The organism is Micromonospora sp. NPDC049201 (genome assembly GCF_055586805.1).
In genome coordinates, this window is record NZ_JBVJHM010000002.1 from 40,941 (window position 1) to 55,725 (window position 14,785).

Sequence of the window (14,785 nt, forward strand, 5' to 3'; positions counted from 1 at the left end):
GGTGACACCCTTCCCGCATGCCGCTGACGCACACGCTCGGGTCCATCACGATCACCGCGCTGCTCGACGGAGCGGGCCCCTTCTTCATGCCGCGCGAGGAGGCGTTCCCCGACGCCACCGAGGCGAACTGGCGCGAGGCGGACCGGCGGGACCCGGACGCGGTCGGGCCGGACGGCGGCTGGTGGCTGCCGTTCCGCGCGTTCGCGCTGCGTACCGGTGACGGGCCGGTCACCCTGGTCGACGCCGGCATCGGCCCGGCGGACGCCCCGGCGGCGAGCTGGGCGCCGGTGCCCGGCCGGCTGCCGGCCGAGCTGGCCGACGCCGGCATCGACCCGGCGGACGTCCGCACGGTCGTCCTCACCCACCTGCACAGCGACCACGTGGGCTGGGCCGGCCCGCTCTTCCCCAATGCGGACCACGTGGTGCAGCGCGCCGAACTGGACGCGCTGGAGCTGTTCCACCCGGAACTGCCGGCCCGGCTGCTCGGGCCGTTGCGCGCCGACGGCCGGCTGCGGGTGCTCGACGGCGACACCGACCTCACCCCGGGGGTACGCGTGCTGAGCACGCCCGGCCACACCCCCGGGCACCAGTCCGTGCTGGTGGAGTCCGGCGACGAGCGTCTCCTGGTCACCGGCGACCTGCTGGTGCACGCGATCCAGTTGATCGACCCGGCACTGTGCTACGTGCACGAGGAGGACCGGGCCGGGGCCGGCCGGACCCGCGAGCGCGTCCTGTCGACCCTCTCCCCACTCCTCCTGGCCACCCCCCACCTGGGCGCCCCCTTCACTCCCCACCCCTGACCCCACCACTCACCCCCACCCTCACCGCGCGCAGATTCACGGAAAGAGTGGCTCTCCCGGGGAGAATGGCCACATTTTCCGTGAATCTGCGCGCGTGGGGCGGGGGTGGGTGGGGGGTGGGAGGGGGTGGGACGCGGGAGGGGCGGCCGGCGGAAGCCGGCCGCCCCTCGCGGCGGGTGGTGCTCAGGTCACATGGAGGCGACGTCGCCCTGCTTGGCGCGGACGGCCTCGGCGGCCTCCTTCAGCGCGGCCAGCTCGTCGGCGTCCAGCTCGGTCTCCACGACCCGCTTGACGCCCTCGGCGCCGATCTCGGCCTCGACGCCCAGGTAGACGCCGGAGATGCCGTACTCGCCGTCGACCCAGGCGCAGACCGGCATCACGTCGCCGGAGTCCTCGGCCACGGCCTTCGCCATCCGGGCCGCGGCGGCGGACGGCGCGTAGTAGGCGGAACCGGTCTTGAGCAGCGCGACCACCTCGGCGCCACCGTTGCGGGTCTTGACGACCAGCTCCTCGATCTGCTCGGCCGGCATGACGTCGCGCAGCGGCTTGCCGTTCACGGTGCTCTTCGACGGTACCGGGACCATGGTGTCGCCGTGCGAGCCGAGCGTCAGGGTCCGGACCGACTTCACCGGCACGCTCAGCGCCTCGGCGACGAAGTTGGTGAACCGGGCGGTGTCGAGCATGCCGGCCTGGCCGAGCACCCGGTTCTTGGGGAACTGGGTGGCGATCTGGGCCAGCGCGGTCATCTCGTCGAGCGGGTTCGACACCACGATGACGACGGCGTTCGGGGCGTACTTGGCGACGTTCTCGGAGACCTGCCGGACGATCTTGGCGTTCGTCTCCAGCAGGTCCATCCGGCTCATGCCCGGCTTGCGGGCCAGGCCGGCGGTGATGACGACGACGTCCGAGCCCTCGATGGCCTCGTAGCCCTCGCCGTTCGGGCCGGTGGTGACGCCGACGAGCTTGGTCTCGAAGCCCTCGACCGGCCGCGACTGGTTGAGGTCGAGGGCGAGGCCCGCCGGCTTGCCCTCCACGATGTCGGTGATCACGACGGTCTCGAAGATGTCGTACTCGGCCAGGCGCTGTGCGGTGGTGGAGCCGTAGAAGCCGGCCCCGACGACAGTGACCTTCTTACCCATGGTCGTCCCACTCCCTGATACCAGTCGGTTTTCCGGACCGTATCAGCCATCCTGGCACCGATCGGGCGAGGGGCGGACGGTTATGACCTGTCTGGGTGGTCAGGCATCCCGCTCGGCGCGTTCGACCACGTTGGTGAGCAGCATCGCCCGGGTCATCGGGCCGACGCCGCCGGGCATCGGCACCATCTTGCCGGCCACCTCGGCCACCTCGGGGTCGATGTCGCCGGTGTAGCGCCCCTTGCCGTCGTCGCCGATCACCCGGGTGATGCCGACGTCCACCACCGTCGCGCCGGGGGTGATCATGTCGGCGGTGAGCAGCCCCGGCACGCCGGCCGCGACGATGACGATGTCGGCGGTGCGGGTGTGGCCGGCGAGGTCCAGGGTGCCGGTGTGGCAGAGCGTGACGGTGGCGTTCTCGCTGCGCCGGGTGAGCAGCAGGCCGAGCGGGCGGCCGACCGTGTTGCCCCGACCGACCACCGCGACGTTCGCGCCGCGCAGCGGCACGTCGTGCCGGCGCAGCAGCTCGACGATGCCGCGCGGGGTGCAGGGCAGCGGGGCGTCGTAGCCGAGCACGAGCCGGCCCAGGTTGACCGGGTGCAGGCCGTCGGCGTCCTTGTCCGGGTCGATCGACTCCAGCGCCCGCTGGGTGTCCAGGTGGGCCGGGAGCGGAAGCTGGACGATGTAGCCGTGGCAGGCCGGATCCGCGTTCAGCTCGGCCAGTGCCGCGTCGAGCTGTTCCTGGGTGGCGTCGGCCGGCAGCGTGACGCGCAGCGAGGCGATGCCGACCTCGGCGCAGTCGCGGTGCTTGCCGTTGACGTACGCCTGGGAGCCGGGGTCCTCCCCGACCAGGACCGTGCCGAGCCCGGGGGTGATGCCGCGCTCGGCGAGCGCCTTCACCCGCGCTCGCAGCTCGTCCTTGATCTCCGCCGCGGTGGCCTTGCCGTCCAGGATCGTCGCCGTCACGCCGTGATCGTCTCACGTTCCCCGGCGAGCCGGACGACGACGGGCACCGACCACGCTCCGCAACGTGGTTTCCGTCACTGAGAGTGGTCATCCGGGCCACGAAACGGGACTCGACGGCACGTTCCGTTACCAGCTCGCAACGCATCCGTTGTCGATCCGCCGCAGCGCGACCTACCGTTACGGCTCGTTGCGCAGCGTCACCCAGCGTCGGGCCGACCGCGCAGCGTGAGGAGATGAGGAGACTCCATGCGTGTTCGTAGGCTCGCGGCCTGGGCCGCTCTGCCGCTCGCGGTGACCCTGGGCCTGACGGCCTGCGGCTCCGGCGGCGGAAGCGGCGGCGCAAGCGACCCCGACGCGGCCGTGCGGATCGAGATCGCCGAGCCGCAGCACCTGGTGCCGACCAACACCAACGAGACGAGTGGCTCGCAGGTGCTGTCGGCACTGTTCAGCCCGCTCGTCGACTACGACGAGGCGAACAAGCCGCACGAGGTGGCGGCCGAGTCGGTGACGTCGTCGGACAACAAGGTCTGGACGATCAAGCTGAAGCCCGGCTACACGTTCCACAACGGCGAGAAGGTCACCGCCGACAACTACCTCGACGCCTGGAACTACGGCGCGTACGCGCCGAACGGCCAGAACTCCAGCTACTTCTTCGAGAAGATCGCCGGCTACCAGGACCTCCAGGGCGAGAAGCCGAAGGCGGAGACGCTCAGCGGCCTGTCGAAGGTCGACGACCTGACGTTCACCGTGACGCTCACCGAGCCGTACGTGGACTTCAAGACCATGCTCGGCTACACCGCGTTCTACCCGCTGCCGAAGGCCGCGTTCTCCGCGCCGGGCGTGCTGGCCGAGGGGTACGAGCAGACGCCGATCGGTCAGGGCCCGTTCAAGATGAAGGGCTCCTGGCAGCACGACGCCAAGGTCGAGGTGGAGCGCTACGACGCGTTCCCGGGCCAGCAGCCCAAGGTCGGCGGCGTCGAGTTCCGGATCTACCAGCAGCCGACCGCCGCGTACGCGGACGTGCTGTCGGACAACCTCGACGTGATCAAGACGATCCCGACCGAGAACCTGTCGACCGCCGCCACCGACCTCGGCGACCGGTTCCAGCAGAGCCCGGCCTCGTCGCTCCAGGTGCTGGCGTTCCCGACGTTCCAGAAGGAGTTCAGCAAGCCCGAGGTGCGCAAGGCCATCTCGATGGCGATCGACCGGGACGAGATCACCAAGTCGATCTTCAAGGACTCGCAGCAGCCGGCGCGCTCGTTCGTCTCGCCGGTGGTCGCCGGCTACCGGGAGAACACCATCGGCACCGCCGGCGCGTTCGACCCGGTCAAGGCCAAGGCGATGTACGAGGCCGCGGGCGGCCCGAAGAAGATCGAGCTGTCCTACAACGGCGACGGCGGCCACAAGGACTGGATCGACGCCACCTGCAACCAGCTCAAGGCCAACCTGGGCGTGGAGTGCGTGGGCAACGCCGAGCCGAAGTTCGCCGACCTGCTGACCAAGCTCAAGCAGAAGCAGTCGGTGGGCCTGTTCCGGATGGGCTGGGTGATGGACTACCCGTCCATGGAGAACTACCTCGGCCCGCTGTACAGCACCAACGGCTCGTCGAACTACTACGGCTACTCGAACCCGGAGTTCGACAAGCTGCTCGCCGAAGGCGCCCGCGCGGCGAACGCGGACGAGGCGGTCAAGAAGTACCAGGCGGCGGAGGACCTGCTCGCGCAGGACCTGCCGGTGATCCCGCTGCGGTACGGGCAGAACAACTTCGGCCACTCCACCAAGGTCAAGAACGTCCACGTGGACCTCTTCGACCGGGTGGACCTGCTGAAGATCGAACGCGCCTGACCCACCCCCGACAGGGCCGGGCCACCCCCACCGGGTGGCCCGGCCTTGGCATTGGCACGCATTTGCCCCATCTTCGGCAGACTCGCAGGCATGTTCCGGTTCATCCTGCGGCGACTGCTCCAGATGGTCCTCGCGTTCTTCGGGACCACGCTGATCGTCTACGCGTTGATGTTCGCCGGGCAGGGCGACCCGATCCAGGCGCTCGCCGGGGAACGGCCGGTCACCGCCGCCCAACGCGCCTACCTGACCGAGAAGTACCACCTGGACGCGACCGGGGTCGGCGGCTTCTTCTACCGCTACCTGAACTATCTCGGCGGCCTGCTCCGCGGTGACCTCGGCCAGTCGCTCACCGGCCGGCAGATCGGCGACATCCTGGCCGCCGCCTGGCCGGTCACCGTGAAACTGGCGCTTATCGCGCTGGCCGTGACCGTAATCTTCGGGGTCACCGCCGGCGTCATCGCGGCCATCCGCCGCTCCGGCGTCTTCGACCACGCCACGCTGGTGCTCACGCTGCTGGTGCTCGGCATCCCCACCATCGTGCTGGCCCCGCTGGCACAGTACTTCCTCGGCGTACGCTGGCCGATCTTCCCGCCCACCGCGGGCGCCCAGCCCTCGTTCCGGGCTCTGCTGCTGCCCGGCATCGTGCTCGGCTCGCTGTCGCTGGCCACCGCGCTGCGGCTGACCCGGACCTCGGTGACCGAGAACCTGCGCGCCGACTACGTCCGCACCGCCCGGTCGAAGGGCCTGGTGCGTCGCCGGATCGTCGGCGTGCACGTGCTGCGCAACTCGCTCATCCCGGTGGTCACGTTCCTCGGCGTCGAGCTGGGCAACCTGATGAGCGGCGCGATCATCACCGAGGGCGTGTTCAACATCCCCGGCGTCGGCTTCAACCTGTTCCGCGGCATCCGCACCGAGGACGGCCCGCTGGTGGTGGGCATCGTCAGCGTGCTCGTCGTGGTCTACCTGCTGTCCAACCTGGTGGTGGACGTGCTCTACGCCGTACTCGACCCGAGGATCAGATATGAGTGACTTCGAGACGGTGGCGGCGACGGAGGACCAGTCGGCGCGGCGCGGCGTCTCCGGCGAGCCCGGCACCCCGGACCGGGCCGGCCGACCCGGCAGGTCCCGCAGCCTGGCCGGCGACGCCTGGCGCGACCTGCGCCGCAACCCGGTCTTCTGGGTCAGCCTGCTGCTGGTCGTGCTGGTCGCCGCGATGGCCGTCGCGCCCGGGCTGTTCACGTCCAACGACCCGCGCGACTGCGTGCTCTCCCGGCAGCACGCCGGACCGTCCGGCGGGGCCATCTTCGGGTACGACTTCCAGGGCTGCGACACGTTCGCCCGAGCGGTCTACGGCGCCCGGGCCTCGCTGCTGGTGGGCGCGTTCTCCGCGGTGATCACCGGGGTGATCGCGCTGGTCGTCGGCATGCTCGCCGGCTTCTTCGGCGGCTGGGTCGACGCGGTGCTCTCCCGGGTGATCGACATCGTGCTCGGCATCCCGCTGCTGCTGGCCGCGATCGTGCTGCTCAAGCGCGTGAGCACCAGCGGCGAGACGGTACGCCTGTTCGCGGTCATCCTGGTGCTGGCGCTGCTCGGCTGGACCACCGCGGCCCGCGTGGTGCGCTCCTCGGTGATCACCGCCCGGGAGCAGGACTACGTGGCCGCGGCCCGGATGCTCGGGGCCGGCGACGGCCGGATCATGTGGCGGCACATCCTGCCGAACGCGCTCGCGCCGGCCATCGTGGTGCTCACCATCGCGCTCGGGTCGTTCATCGCGGCCGAGGCGACGCTGAGCTTCCTCGGCATCGGGCTGAAGGCGCCGACCGTCTCCTGGGGAATCGACATCGACGCCGGCCGGGTGCACATGCGCGAGTCGGCCACGCCGCTGATCGTGCCGTCGGTCTTCCTCGCGTTGACAGTGCTCGCGTTCATCATGCTCGGCGACGCGGTCCGCGACGCCTTCGACCCGAAGCTGCGGTGAGTTCCCCATGACCGAGTCCGCGATCCGGCCCACGCCGGCCTCCCCCACCCCGCCCGAGGGGCACCTGCTGGAGGTGCGGGACCTGCACGTCGAGTTCCGCACCCGGGAGGGCGTGGCCCGGGTGATCAACGGGGTGACGTACCACCTGGACGCCGGCGAGACGCTTGCCGTGCTCGGCGAGTCGGGCTCCGGCAAGTCGGTCACCGCCCAGGCGATCATGGGCATCCTGGACACCCCGCCCGCGTACGTGCGGGGCGGTCAGATCCGCTACCGGGGGCGGGACCTGCTCACCCGGTCGGAGGAGGAACGCCGGCAGGTCCGGGGCACAGAGATCGCGATGATCTTCCAGGACGCGCTGTCCGCGCTGAACCCGGTCTTCCCGGTCGGCTGGCAGATCGGCGAGTCGCTGCGGCAGCGGGCCGGACTGTCCCGCGCCGCCGCGCGCCGCCGCACGGTCGAGCTGATGGACCTGGTCCGCATCCCGGCCGCGGCGAAGCGGCTCGGCGACTACCCCCACCAGTTCTCCGGCGGGATGCGGCAACGCGTCATGATCGCCATGGCGCTGGCGCTGGACCCGAAGGTGCTGATCGCCGACGAGCCCACCACCGCGCTCGACGTCACCGTGCAGGCGCAGATCATGGACCTCCTGGCCGACCTGCGCCGGGACCTCGGCATGGCGCTCATCCTGATCACCCACGACCTCGGCGTGGTCGCCGGCGTGGCGGACCGGATCGCGGTCATGTACGCCGGCCGGATCATCGAGCACGCCGACGTGCGTTCGCTGTACCGGGCGCCGGCCCACCCGTACACCAAGGGGTTGCTGGAGTCGATCCCCCGGCTCGACGTGCGCGGGCAGGCGCTGTCGACCATCCCGGGGCTGCCGCCGAACCTGATGCGGATCCCGCCCGGCTGCCCGTTCCACCCCCGCTGCCCGTACGCGCAGCAGGTCTGTGTCGACGAGGTGCCGCACGACCTGGTGCTCGGCGACGGCCGGACCAGCGCGTGCCACTTCGCGCAGGAGGTCCACGATGACCGCGCCCGCTAGCCCGGCCAAGGTTCGCGGCGAGACCGTCCTCGCCGTCGACGAGCTGGTCAAGCACTTCCCGATCACCCAGGGCGTGCTGTTCAAACGGCAGATCGGCGCGGTGCGGGCGGTCGACGGGGTGAGCTTCGAGCTGCGCCGGGGCGAGACGCTCGGCGTGGTCGGCGAGTCCGGCTGCGGCAAGTCCACGCTGGCCCGGCTGCTGATGCGGCTGGAGACGCCGACCGCCGGCCGGGCCACGCTGGAGGGGCGGGACCTGTTCCGGGCGTCCGGCGGGGAGCTGCGGCGGCTGCGGCGGAACATGCAGATGGTGATGCAGGACCCGTACACCTCGTTGAACCCGCGGATGACGGTCGGCGACATCGTCGGCGAGCCGTTCGCGATCCACCCGGACGCCGCGCCGAAGGGCAGCCGGCGGCAGCGGGTGCAGGAGCTGCTGGACGTGGTCGGGCTCAACCCGGAGCACGTGAACCGCTACCCGCACCAGTTCTCCGGCGGCCAGCGGCAGCGCATCGGCATCGCCCGCGCGCTCGCGTTGCGCCCGGAGATCATCGTCTGCGACGAGCCGGTGTCGGCGCTGGACGTCTCCATCCAGGCCCAGGTGATCAACCTGTTGGCGCAGCTCCAGGACGAGTTCGGGTTGTCGTACATCTTCATCGCGCACGACCTGTCCGTGGTCCGGCACATCTGCGACCGGGTGGCGGTGATGTACCTGGGCCGGATCGTGGAGATCGGCACCGAGGAGCAGATCTACCAGCGCGCCACCCACCCGTACACCCAGGCGTTGCTCTCGGCGGTGCCGGTGCCCGACCCGGAGGCCCGCGACCGCCGGACGATCATCCGGCTCAGCGGCGACGTGCCCAGCCCGGCCGACCCGCCGTCGGGCTGCCGGTTCCGCACCCGGTGCTGGAAGGCGGAGGAGGTCTGCGCCGTCCAGGACCCGCAGACCGTGCCCCGCGCCGCCGACCCACACCCCAGCGCCTGCCACTTCGCCGAGGTGCGCCCGGACGTCTGAGGCCCCGTCCCCCGGAGGAAGGAGGGGCGGGGCCGCAGCGGGACGTGGACGGGGTGCGTGAGGGGCGCCCCCGTGGGCGACGGCAGCGCGCGGTGGAACCGCCGGGTCGACGCGGCAGGCTCCGGCGCGGCAGGCTCCGGCGCGACTCAGGCGGTGGGCGGCGCCCGCGCGGCCAGCGCGCCACGCGGCGGCAGCGGCCGGGCCGGTGACCGGTGTCCCGGCGCGAGCCGCGCCGACACCACCGGGCCGGCGACGCTCGGGGGCGCGGTCGGGAGCGGTTCGTCCGGCCCGTCGCCGTAGGCGAGGCCGCCGCGCCGGTCACCCCACCACCCGCCGGACAGCTCCGCGCACCGCCGTTGCGGGTACGCGCCGAGCGACGCGACCGGCCCGGCCCGGCACCCCGAGGCGGGTACGACGGCAGCCGGCCCGACGGCGTTCCCGCCGACGACGGACGGGTCGAGGGTGTGCGCGCCGACGACGGAGAGGCCGAGCGCGGCCAGGACGAACGCCAGTGTGACGACGACGGCGGTCAACCGGTCGCGCACGCGCATGGCACACCTGCCGGGGCTCACGGACAGTGGAGACGGTCGATCGATCGTCGCCGGCACACGCTAGCAACCGCCCGCAGGGCCGGCAACGACGCGCGGCGGCGGGCCACCCGGGGCCGGCGCGTTTCGCCCCCAGCCCTCGGCGTGTCGGGGCAGGGGCACCAATGGTGTCTGAAGCGGTATACCTCAGAGTCATAAATATGCCTCTGAGGTATACCGCGCAGATCTGATTGTCCCTCCGCCGCGGCTACGCACGGTAATCGGCGGCAAGGTGCAACCCGTGCGGGACAGACCTAGTGGAAGAAGTGGCGGGTGCCGGTGAGGTACATCGTCACGCCGGCCGCCTTGCAGGCCGCGATGGTCTCCTCGTCGCGGATCGAGCCCCCGGGCTGCACGATCGCCCGAATACCGGCGTCGATGAGGATCTGCGGGCCGTCGGCGAACGGGAAGAACGCGTCCGAGGCGCAGACCGAGCCGCGGGCCCGCTCGTCGCCGGCCCGGCTGACCGCCAGCCGCGCCGAGTCGACGCGGTTGACCTGGCCCATCCCGACGCCGACGGTGGCGCCGTCGCGGGCCAGCAGGATCGCGTTGCTCTTCACCGCGCGCACCGCCCGCCAGGCGAACGCGAGGTCGCGCAGCGTCGCCTCGTCGGCCGGGTCGCCGGTGGCCAGCGTCCAACCGGACGGGTCGTCGCCGGGCGCGTCGACCGCGTCCCGCATCTGCACCAGCACGCCGCCGCTGACCTGCCGCCACTCCGCCGGCCGGCTGGCGAACGCGGGCGCCCGCAGCAGCCGGATGTTCTTCTTGGCCCGCAGCAACTCCAGCGCGCCCTCGTCGAAGCCGGGCGCCACCAGCACCTCGGTGAAGATCTCCGCGACCTGGCCGGCCAACTCCACGCTCACCGGCCGGTTGACCGCGATCACGCCGCCGAACGCGGAGACCGGGTCGCAGGCGTGCGCCTTGCGGTGCGCCTCGGCCACGTCCGCGCCGACCGCGATGCCGCACGGATTGGCGTGCTTGATGATCGCCACCGCCGGCTGGTCCGCGAAGTCGTGCGCGGCCCGCCACGCGGCGTCCGCGTCGACGTAGTTGTTGTAGGACATCTCCTTGCCGTGCAACTGCTCGGCCTGGGCCAGCCCGGCCGGGGCACCCGGGTCGGTGTAGAGCGCCGCCGCCTGGTGCGGGTTCTCGCCGTAGCGCAGCACGGCCTGGCGGCGCAGCGCCAACCCGGCGAACTCCGGCCAGCCGTCCTCGGCCGGGGCCACCGTGGTGGCGAACCAGTCGGCCACCGCCACGTCGTAGTCGGCGATGTCGGCGAACGCCCGGGCCGCCAGCGCACGACGCCGGGCCAGGGTGAACCCACCGTCGGCGAGCGCGGCCACCACCGCCGGGTACGCGGCCGGGTCGGTCACCACCGCGACCGAGGCGTGGTTCTTCGCGGCGGCCCGCACCATCGCCGGACCGCCGATGTCGATCTGCTCCACGCACTCGTCGGCGTCGGCGCCGGAGGCGGCCGTGGCCTGGAACGGGTAGAGGTTGGAGACCAGCAGGTCGATCCCGGCGATGCCGTGCTCGTCGAGCTGGGTGGCGTGCGAGTCCTTGCGCAGGTCGGCGAGGAGGCCGCCGTGGATCTTCGGGTGCAGCGTCTTCACCCGGCCGTCGAGGATCTCCGGGAAGCCGGTGACCTGCTCGACCGGGGTGACCGGCACCCCGGCGCCGGAGATCGTCGACGCGGTGCTGCCGGTCGACACGATCTCCACGCCGGACTCGTGCAGGGCGCGGGCCAGCTCGACCAGGCCGGTCTTGTCGTAGACGCTGACCAACGCGCGCCGGATCGGGCGACGGGCGTCGTCATGGGTGCTCACGGAACGGTGACCTTTCTGCCGGTGATCGTCCAACCTTCACGGACCAGGCGGCCGACCTGCTCGACGAGCTGGCGCCGCTCGGCGGACTTGATGCGCTCGGTGAGCGTCTCCTCGTCGTCGTCGTCGAGCACCGGTACGGCGACCTGGGCGACGATCGGGCCGGTGTCCATCCCGGCGTCGACGAAGAACAGCGTGGCCCCGGTGACCTTCACGCCGTACGCCAGCGCGTCGCGGGGGCCGTGGATGCCGGGGAACGCCGGCAACAACGTGTTGTGCGTGTTCAGGTAGCGGTCACCGAACGCGGTGAGGAACTCCGGGCCGACCAGCTTGAGGAAGCCGGCGCTGATCACCAGGTCGGGCCGGTGCTCGGCGACCCGGGCCGTGAGCGCCTTGTCCCAGTCGGCCCGGGTGGGGTGGTCCTTGACCCGCTCGACGAAGGACGGCACGCCGGCCGCGGCGGCCCGGTCCAGGCCGGCTATCCCGTCGCGGTCGGCGCCCACGGCCACCACCCGGGCCCCGTAGCCGGGGTCGGTGGCGGCCTCCAGCAACGCCTGGAGGTTGCTGCCGGAGCCGGAGACAAGGACGACGAGGCGGGCGACGGACGCGGGCTCGGTCACGCGGCCACCCTATCGGGCAGGTCGGGCGGTCCGGCTGTCGGGCGGCGGCCTGTCGGATGATCTCCGGAGGTAGTGGGCTCGCGGTACGCTGCCGGTCGCCCGGTGTCCGGCGTACGCCCGACCCGCACCCCCGAACGAGTACCCGGCACGCGCCGTGCCGCCGGCCCGAGGAGCCACCCCCATGCAGCCCGGATATCCCCAGCAGCAGCCGTCGCAGATCGACAACAACATGACGATGTCCATCGTCGCGATCTTCCTGTTCTGGCCGCTCGCGATCCCGGCGATCATCAACGCTTCCAAGGTCAACCCGCTGATCCAGCAGGGCGACTACGCCGGTGCGCAGGCCGCCGCCGCCGAGTCCAGGAAGTGGTCCAAGTGGGCCCTGATCGTCGGCCTGGTCTGGATCGGCATCATTGTGGTGTGTTGCCTGTTCGGTGGCCTGGCGGGTCTCGTCGGCGGCAGCACCGGCACGAACTGACCGACAGCCCACCAACTGAGGAGTTTCCCGACATGCAGCCCGGACACCCCGGACAGGACCCGTACGGCCAGCAGCCGAACCAGGACCCGACCGCCCAGCCGCACGACCCGTACGGTCAGCCACCGCAGCCCCCGCAGTACGGCCAGCAGCCGCAGTACGGCCAGCAGCCGGACTACGGGCAGCAGCCGCAGTACGGGCAGCAGCCGGACTACGGCCAGCCGACCTCCGGCCAGCCCTACGGCCAGCCCACCTCGGGTCAGCCCTACGGCCAGCCGACCTCGGGCCAGCCCTACGGTCAGGACCCGTACGCGCAGCAGCCGTACGGCGCCGCGCCGCAGTACCCGGCCGCCGGCTACCCGGCCGGCCCCGGCAAGGGCCAGGGCCAGAACAACACCATGGGCCTGATCGGCATGATCGTCGGCATCGCCTCGATCGTGCTCGGCCTCTGCTGCCCACTGCTGGGCGTCCCCGCCGGCATCGCCGGTGTGGTGCTCGGCGTGCTGGGCCAGAAGAAGGTCCAGGCCGGCGAGGCCAGCAACCCGGGCCAGGCCAAGGTCGCCCTGATCTGCGGTGGCATCGGAGTGGTCCTCGGGATCATCAGCGCCATCGCCGGCGCCGCGATCAACATGAACAACTTCGGTTCCTGACCGGCTCCGACGAAGGGGCGTCCGGCTGCGGCCGGGCGCCCCTTCGTCACGTCCACCCGTCGATCCGGATGGCGAGGACCCGAGCCGTCAGCGCGGGGTCGGGGCGGGCCGGGGCGTGGGCGGGGCGGACCGGGTGGTGAGGGTGCGGGTGGCGGCGGCGCCGAGCACCGCGCCCACGGCGATCACCAGCGTGGCCACGGCGGTCACCGGCCAGGGCGCCGGGCCGATCTCGGCCAGCCGGCCACCGCCGAGCGACCCGCCCGAGGCCGCCGCGAGCAGGCCCAGCAACACCCCGGCGACCGGGCCGGCGAGCACGGCCGGGACCAGCAGCTCCGGCCAGCGGACCTCGGCCCGGTCCTCGGCCGCCGTGCGCAGCAGCCGCCGGGCCAGCAGCCAGCCGGCCGCCATCGCGGCCAGCACCGGCACCGCGAGCAGGCCGGTGCCCAGCCCGTCCACCGGGCCACGCGGCAGGCCGGCCAGCAACGGCACGGCCGGCAGCGCGCCCACCGACACCTCACTGGTGCGGACCGCGGTGTCCGTGCCGACGGCGAACCCGGGACCGAGCAGGTAGCTGGCCGACCAGGCGGTGGCGTTCGGCGTGTACGCGAGGCTGACCAGCGTGATGCCCGCCTGCCCGGCCACCCCGGTCCGGTACGCGCCGATCATGTCGGCCGCGTCGCCACCACCGGTGGCCACCGCCAGCCCGGCCGCGCCGGCGCTCGCGCCGAGCAGCAGCAGCACCGCGACCAGCCCGGCCCGCAACCCGTCGCGCACCACCGGCGGGCACCGTCGGGCCAGCAGCGCCCAGACGCCCGTGGTGCGCAGCGCGCCGACGAGTGCGGCCGGGGCGGCGAACACGGCGAACGTCACGGCGGTCATGACCGGGGAGACGCGTACGCCACCCGCGCCGACCGCCACCGCGGCGATCGTGCCGAGCAGCGCGTACCCCACGGCGACCGCGACCGCGACGGCGAGCGCCTGCCGGGGCGAGCCGGCGCCGCGCGCGCCCACGGCCCGGCTGACGTGCACCCCGGCCCGGGTGAGCCGCCAGACGACCAGCACGCTCAGCGCGAGCGGGGCCAGACCGAGCGGCCCGGCGGCGGTCTGCAACGGCACCCCGTGCCCGAGCAGCCAGCCGGCCAGGCCGGCGCGCAGCGCGCCGCCGAGCGACCCGGCGTCCTCGGTGAGCTGGGCGAGGCCGAGCACGACGACGACCGGCAGCAGGGAGGTCAGCGCCGCCCAGAGCGCGGCCACGCCGGCGGCCACGGGCAGCGGGGCCCGGCTGCGCGACGGCTCACCCGCCCGGGGCGGGGGCACGCGTGCGGCGGGGCGGGCACGGGCGCGCGGCCGGGCGCCGGTGGTGGGGCCGGCGGCCGGACGGCGGGGCTGGTCAGGGGTGACACGTGACATCGCGTCTACTCTGGCACGCCACGGGAGAGGACGGCAGTCCGATACCGGGCCGGGACCGTGGCGAGTTCGTCGAACCCGCGGATCGGCGGCGGTGATCCGGTCTAGCCTCGGCTTGAGACGCGACCGTTCCCGTCGCGGCACCGACCGCTCGGAGGAAGCCGTGAACGCTCCGTATCCGCCGCCACCGCCGCCACCGGCCGCCGGTCGGGACCGGACCACGCTCTGGGGCGTCCTCGGCATCGTCTTCGGCCTGTTCTGCTGCGGCATCCTCGGAATCGTCTTCGGCTGGTTGTCGCTCCGCGACGCGCGCCGCAACGGCAAGTCGCAGCTGCTCGGCTGGCTGGCCATCGCGTTCGGTGTGATCAACATCGTGGCCAGCGCCATCGTGCGGGCCCGGGGCAGCTCCTACTACCCGTACTGGTACCGCTGAGCGTGAGG

General features: G+C 72.6%; 16 protein-coding genes. 10 read left to right on the plus strand and 6 right to left on the minus strand.

The features are described 5' to 3' along the window. The first annotated feature begins 17 nt into the window (after positions 1–17). On the plus strand, positions 18–800 hold the full coding sequence (locus ACZ6O5_RS03865) for an MBL fold metallo-hydrolase (RefSeq protein ID WP_465974360.1): 783 nt from the start codon (positions 18–20) through the stop codon (positions 798–800). A 188-nt stretch (positions 801–988) separates the two neighbouring features. Here the strand turns inward: ACZ6O5_RS03865 and mdh are convergent, their stop codons facing one another. Then, complete coding sequence (gene mdh / locus ACZ6O5_RS03870) at positions 989–1,939, minus strand: malate dehydrogenase (protein ID WP_107158973.1); 951 nt, start codon at positions 1,937–1,939, stop codon at positions 989–991. 99 nt (positions 1,940–2,038) lie between these two features. After that, positions 2,039–2,902, minus strand: a complete 864-nt coding sequence (locus ACZ6O5_RS03875) for a bifunctional methylenetetrahydrofolate dehydrogenase/methenyltetrahydrofolate cyclohydrolase (protein WP_465974361.1) — start codon at positions 2,900–2,902, stop codon at positions 2,039–2,041. Positions 2,903–2,966: 64 nt separating this feature from the next. On the opposite strand from ACZ6O5_RS03875, the gene ACZ6O5_RS03880 reads away from it, so the two are divergent. The 6 genes from ACZ6O5_RS03880 (at position 2,967) to ACZ6O5_RS03905 (ending at position 8,782) form a co-directional block, all read left to right on the plus strand. Then, complete coding sequence (locus tag ACZ6O5_RS03880; RefSeq protein WP_465974362.1) at positions 2,967–3,131, plus strand: hypothetical protein; 165 nt, start codon at positions 2,967–2,969, stop codon at positions 3,129–3,131. A 17-nt stretch (positions 3,132–3,148) separates the two neighbouring features. After that, complete coding sequence (locus ACZ6O5_RS03885; protein ID WP_465974363.1) at positions 3,149–4,747, plus strand: peptide ABC transporter substrate-binding protein; 1,599 nt, start codon at positions 3,149–3,151, stop codon at positions 4,745–4,747. A 90-nt stretch (positions 4,748–4,837) separates the two neighbouring features. Beyond that, positions 4,838–5,776 (plus strand): ABC transporter permease, encoded by a 939-nt coding sequence (locus tag ACZ6O5_RS03890; RefSeq protein ID WP_281937951.1) that lies wholly within the window; start codon positions 4,838–4,840, stop codon positions 5,774–5,776. After that, positions 5,769–6,725: an ABC transporter permease gene (locus ACZ6O5_RS03895; protein WP_465974364.1), complete on the plus strand. Its 957-nt coding sequence runs from the start codon at positions 5,769–5,771 to the stop codon at positions 6,723–6,725. Before ACZ6O5_RS03890 ends, ACZ6O5_RS03895 begins: the two co-directional genes overlap by 8 nt. A gap of 7 nt (positions 6,726–6,732) precedes the next feature. Further along, entirely contained in the window at positions 6,733–7,770 is a 1,038-nt protein-coding gene (locus ACZ6O5_RS03900) for an ABC transporter ATP-binding protein (RefSeq protein WP_465974365.1), read from the plus strand. After that, positions 7,754–8,782 (plus strand): ABC transporter ATP-binding protein, encoded by a 1,029-nt coding sequence (locus tag ACZ6O5_RS03905; protein WP_281937953.1) that lies wholly within the window; start codon positions 7,754–7,756, stop codon positions 8,780–8,782. Before ACZ6O5_RS03900 ends, ACZ6O5_RS03905 begins: the two co-directional genes overlap by 17 nt. A gap of 146 nt (positions 8,783–8,928) precedes the next feature. Here the strand turns inward: ACZ6O5_RS03905 and ACZ6O5_RS03910 are convergent, their stop codons facing one another. The 3 genes from ACZ6O5_RS03910 to purN all read right to left on the minus strand — a co-directional run bounded on the left by ACZ6O5_RS03910 (position 8,929) and on the right by purN (position 11,812). Beyond that, the gene (locus tag ACZ6O5_RS03910) at positions 8,929–9,333 is read right to left on the minus strand and encodes a hypothetical protein (protein WP_465974366.1); all 405 of its coding nucleotides are present in this window, start codon (positions 9,331–9,333) and stop codon (positions 8,929–8,931) included. Between the two features lie 290 nt (positions 9,334–9,623). After that, positions 9,624–11,195 (minus strand): bifunctional phosphoribosylaminoimidazolecarboxamide formyltransferase/IMP cyclohydrolase, encoded by a 1,572-nt coding sequence (gene purH, locus ACZ6O5_RS03915; protein ID WP_465974367.1) that lies wholly within the window; start codon positions 11,193–11,195, stop codon positions 9,624–9,626. Further along, positions 11,192–11,812, minus strand: a complete 621-nt coding sequence (gene purN, locus ACZ6O5_RS03920) for a phosphoribosylglycinamide formyltransferase (RefSeq protein ID WP_465974368.1) — start codon at positions 11,810–11,812, stop codon at positions 11,192–11,194. The genes purH and purN overlap by 4 nt, the downstream gene beginning before the upstream one ends. Before the next feature lie 181 nt (positions 11,813–11,993). Here purN and ACZ6O5_RS03925 point away from each other — a divergent pair, with 181 nt between their 5' ends. Together ACZ6O5_RS03925 and ACZ6O5_RS03930 are read left to right on the plus strand one after the other, a co-directional pair. Next, on the plus strand, positions 11,994–12,290 hold the full coding sequence (locus ACZ6O5_RS03925) for a CD225/dispanin family protein (RefSeq protein ID WP_107158938.1): 297 nt from the start codon (positions 11,994–11,996) through the stop codon (positions 12,288–12,290). 32 nt (positions 12,291–12,322) lie between these two features. After that, complete coding sequence (locus ACZ6O5_RS03930) at positions 12,323–12,937, plus strand: DUF4190 domain-containing protein (RefSeq protein ID WP_465974369.1); 615 nt, start codon at positions 12,323–12,325, stop codon at positions 12,935–12,937. An 87-nt stretch (positions 12,938–13,024) separates the two neighbouring features. On the opposite strand, the gene ACZ6O5_RS03935 is transcribed toward ACZ6O5_RS03930, so the two are convergent. Continuing rightward, the gene (locus tag ACZ6O5_RS03935; RefSeq protein ID WP_465974370.1) at positions 13,025–14,347 is read right to left on the minus strand and encodes a cell division protein PerM; all 1,323 of its coding nucleotides are present in this window, start codon (positions 14,345–14,347) and stop codon (positions 13,025–13,027) included. 160 nt (positions 14,348–14,507) lie between these two features. On the opposite strand from ACZ6O5_RS03935, the gene ACZ6O5_RS03940 reads away from it, so the two are divergent. Further along, on the plus strand, positions 14,508–14,777 hold the full coding sequence (locus tag ACZ6O5_RS03940; protein WP_465974371.1) for a DUF4190 domain-containing protein: 270 nt from the start codon (positions 14,508–14,510) through the stop codon (positions 14,775–14,777). The last annotated feature ends 8 nt before the right edge of the window (positions 14,778–14,785 follow it).

What these genes read in the sequence shown, in the direction of transcription:
- ACZ6O5_RS03905 (WP_281937953.1), top strand. Translation starts at nt 7,754, where the DNA reads ATGACCGCGCCCGCTAGCCCGGCCAAGGTTCGCGGCGAGACCGTCCTC.
- ACZ6O5_RS03865 (WP_465974360.1), top strand. Translation starts at nt 18, where the DNA reads ATGCCGCTGACGCACACGCTCGGGTCCATCACGATCACCGCGCTGCTC.
- mdh (WP_107158973.1), bottom strand. Translation starts at nt 1,939, where the DNA reads ATGGGTAAGAAGGTCACTGTCGTCGGGGCCGGCTTCTACGGCTCCACC.
- ACZ6O5_RS03890 (WP_281937951.1), top strand. Translation starts at nt 4,838, where the DNA reads ATGTTCCGGTTCATCCTGCGGCGACTGCTCCAGATGGTCCTCGCGTTC.
- ACZ6O5_RS03930 (WP_465974369.1), top strand. Translation starts at nt 12,323, where the DNA reads ATGCAGCCCGGACACCCCGGACAGGACCCGTACGGCCAGCAGCCGAAC.
- ACZ6O5_RS03925 (WP_107158938.1), top strand. Translation starts at nt 11,994, where the DNA reads ATGCAGCCCGGATATCCCCAGCAGCAGCCGTCGCAGATCGACAACAAC.
- ACZ6O5_RS03900 (WP_465974365.1), top strand. Translation starts at nt 6,733, where the DNA reads ATGACCGAGTCCGCGATCCGGCCCACGCCGGCCTCCCCCACCCCGCCC.
- ACZ6O5_RS03885 (WP_465974363.1), top strand. Translation starts at nt 3,149, where the DNA reads ATGCGTGTTCGTAGGCTCGCGGCCTGGGCCGCTCTGCCGCTCGCGGTG.
- ACZ6O5_RS03895 (WP_465974364.1), top strand. Translation starts at nt 5,769, where the DNA reads ATGAGTGACTTCGAGACGGTGGCGGCGACGGAGGACCAGTCGGCGCGG.
- ACZ6O5_RS03910 (WP_465974366.1), bottom strand. Translation starts at nt 9,333, where the DNA reads ATGCGCGTGCGCGACCGGTTGACCGCCGTCGTCGTCACACTGGCGTTC.
- ACZ6O5_RS03935 (WP_465974370.1), bottom strand. Translation starts at nt 14,347, where the DNA reads ATGTCACGTGTCACCCCTGACCAGCCCCGCCGTCCGGCCGCCGGCCCC.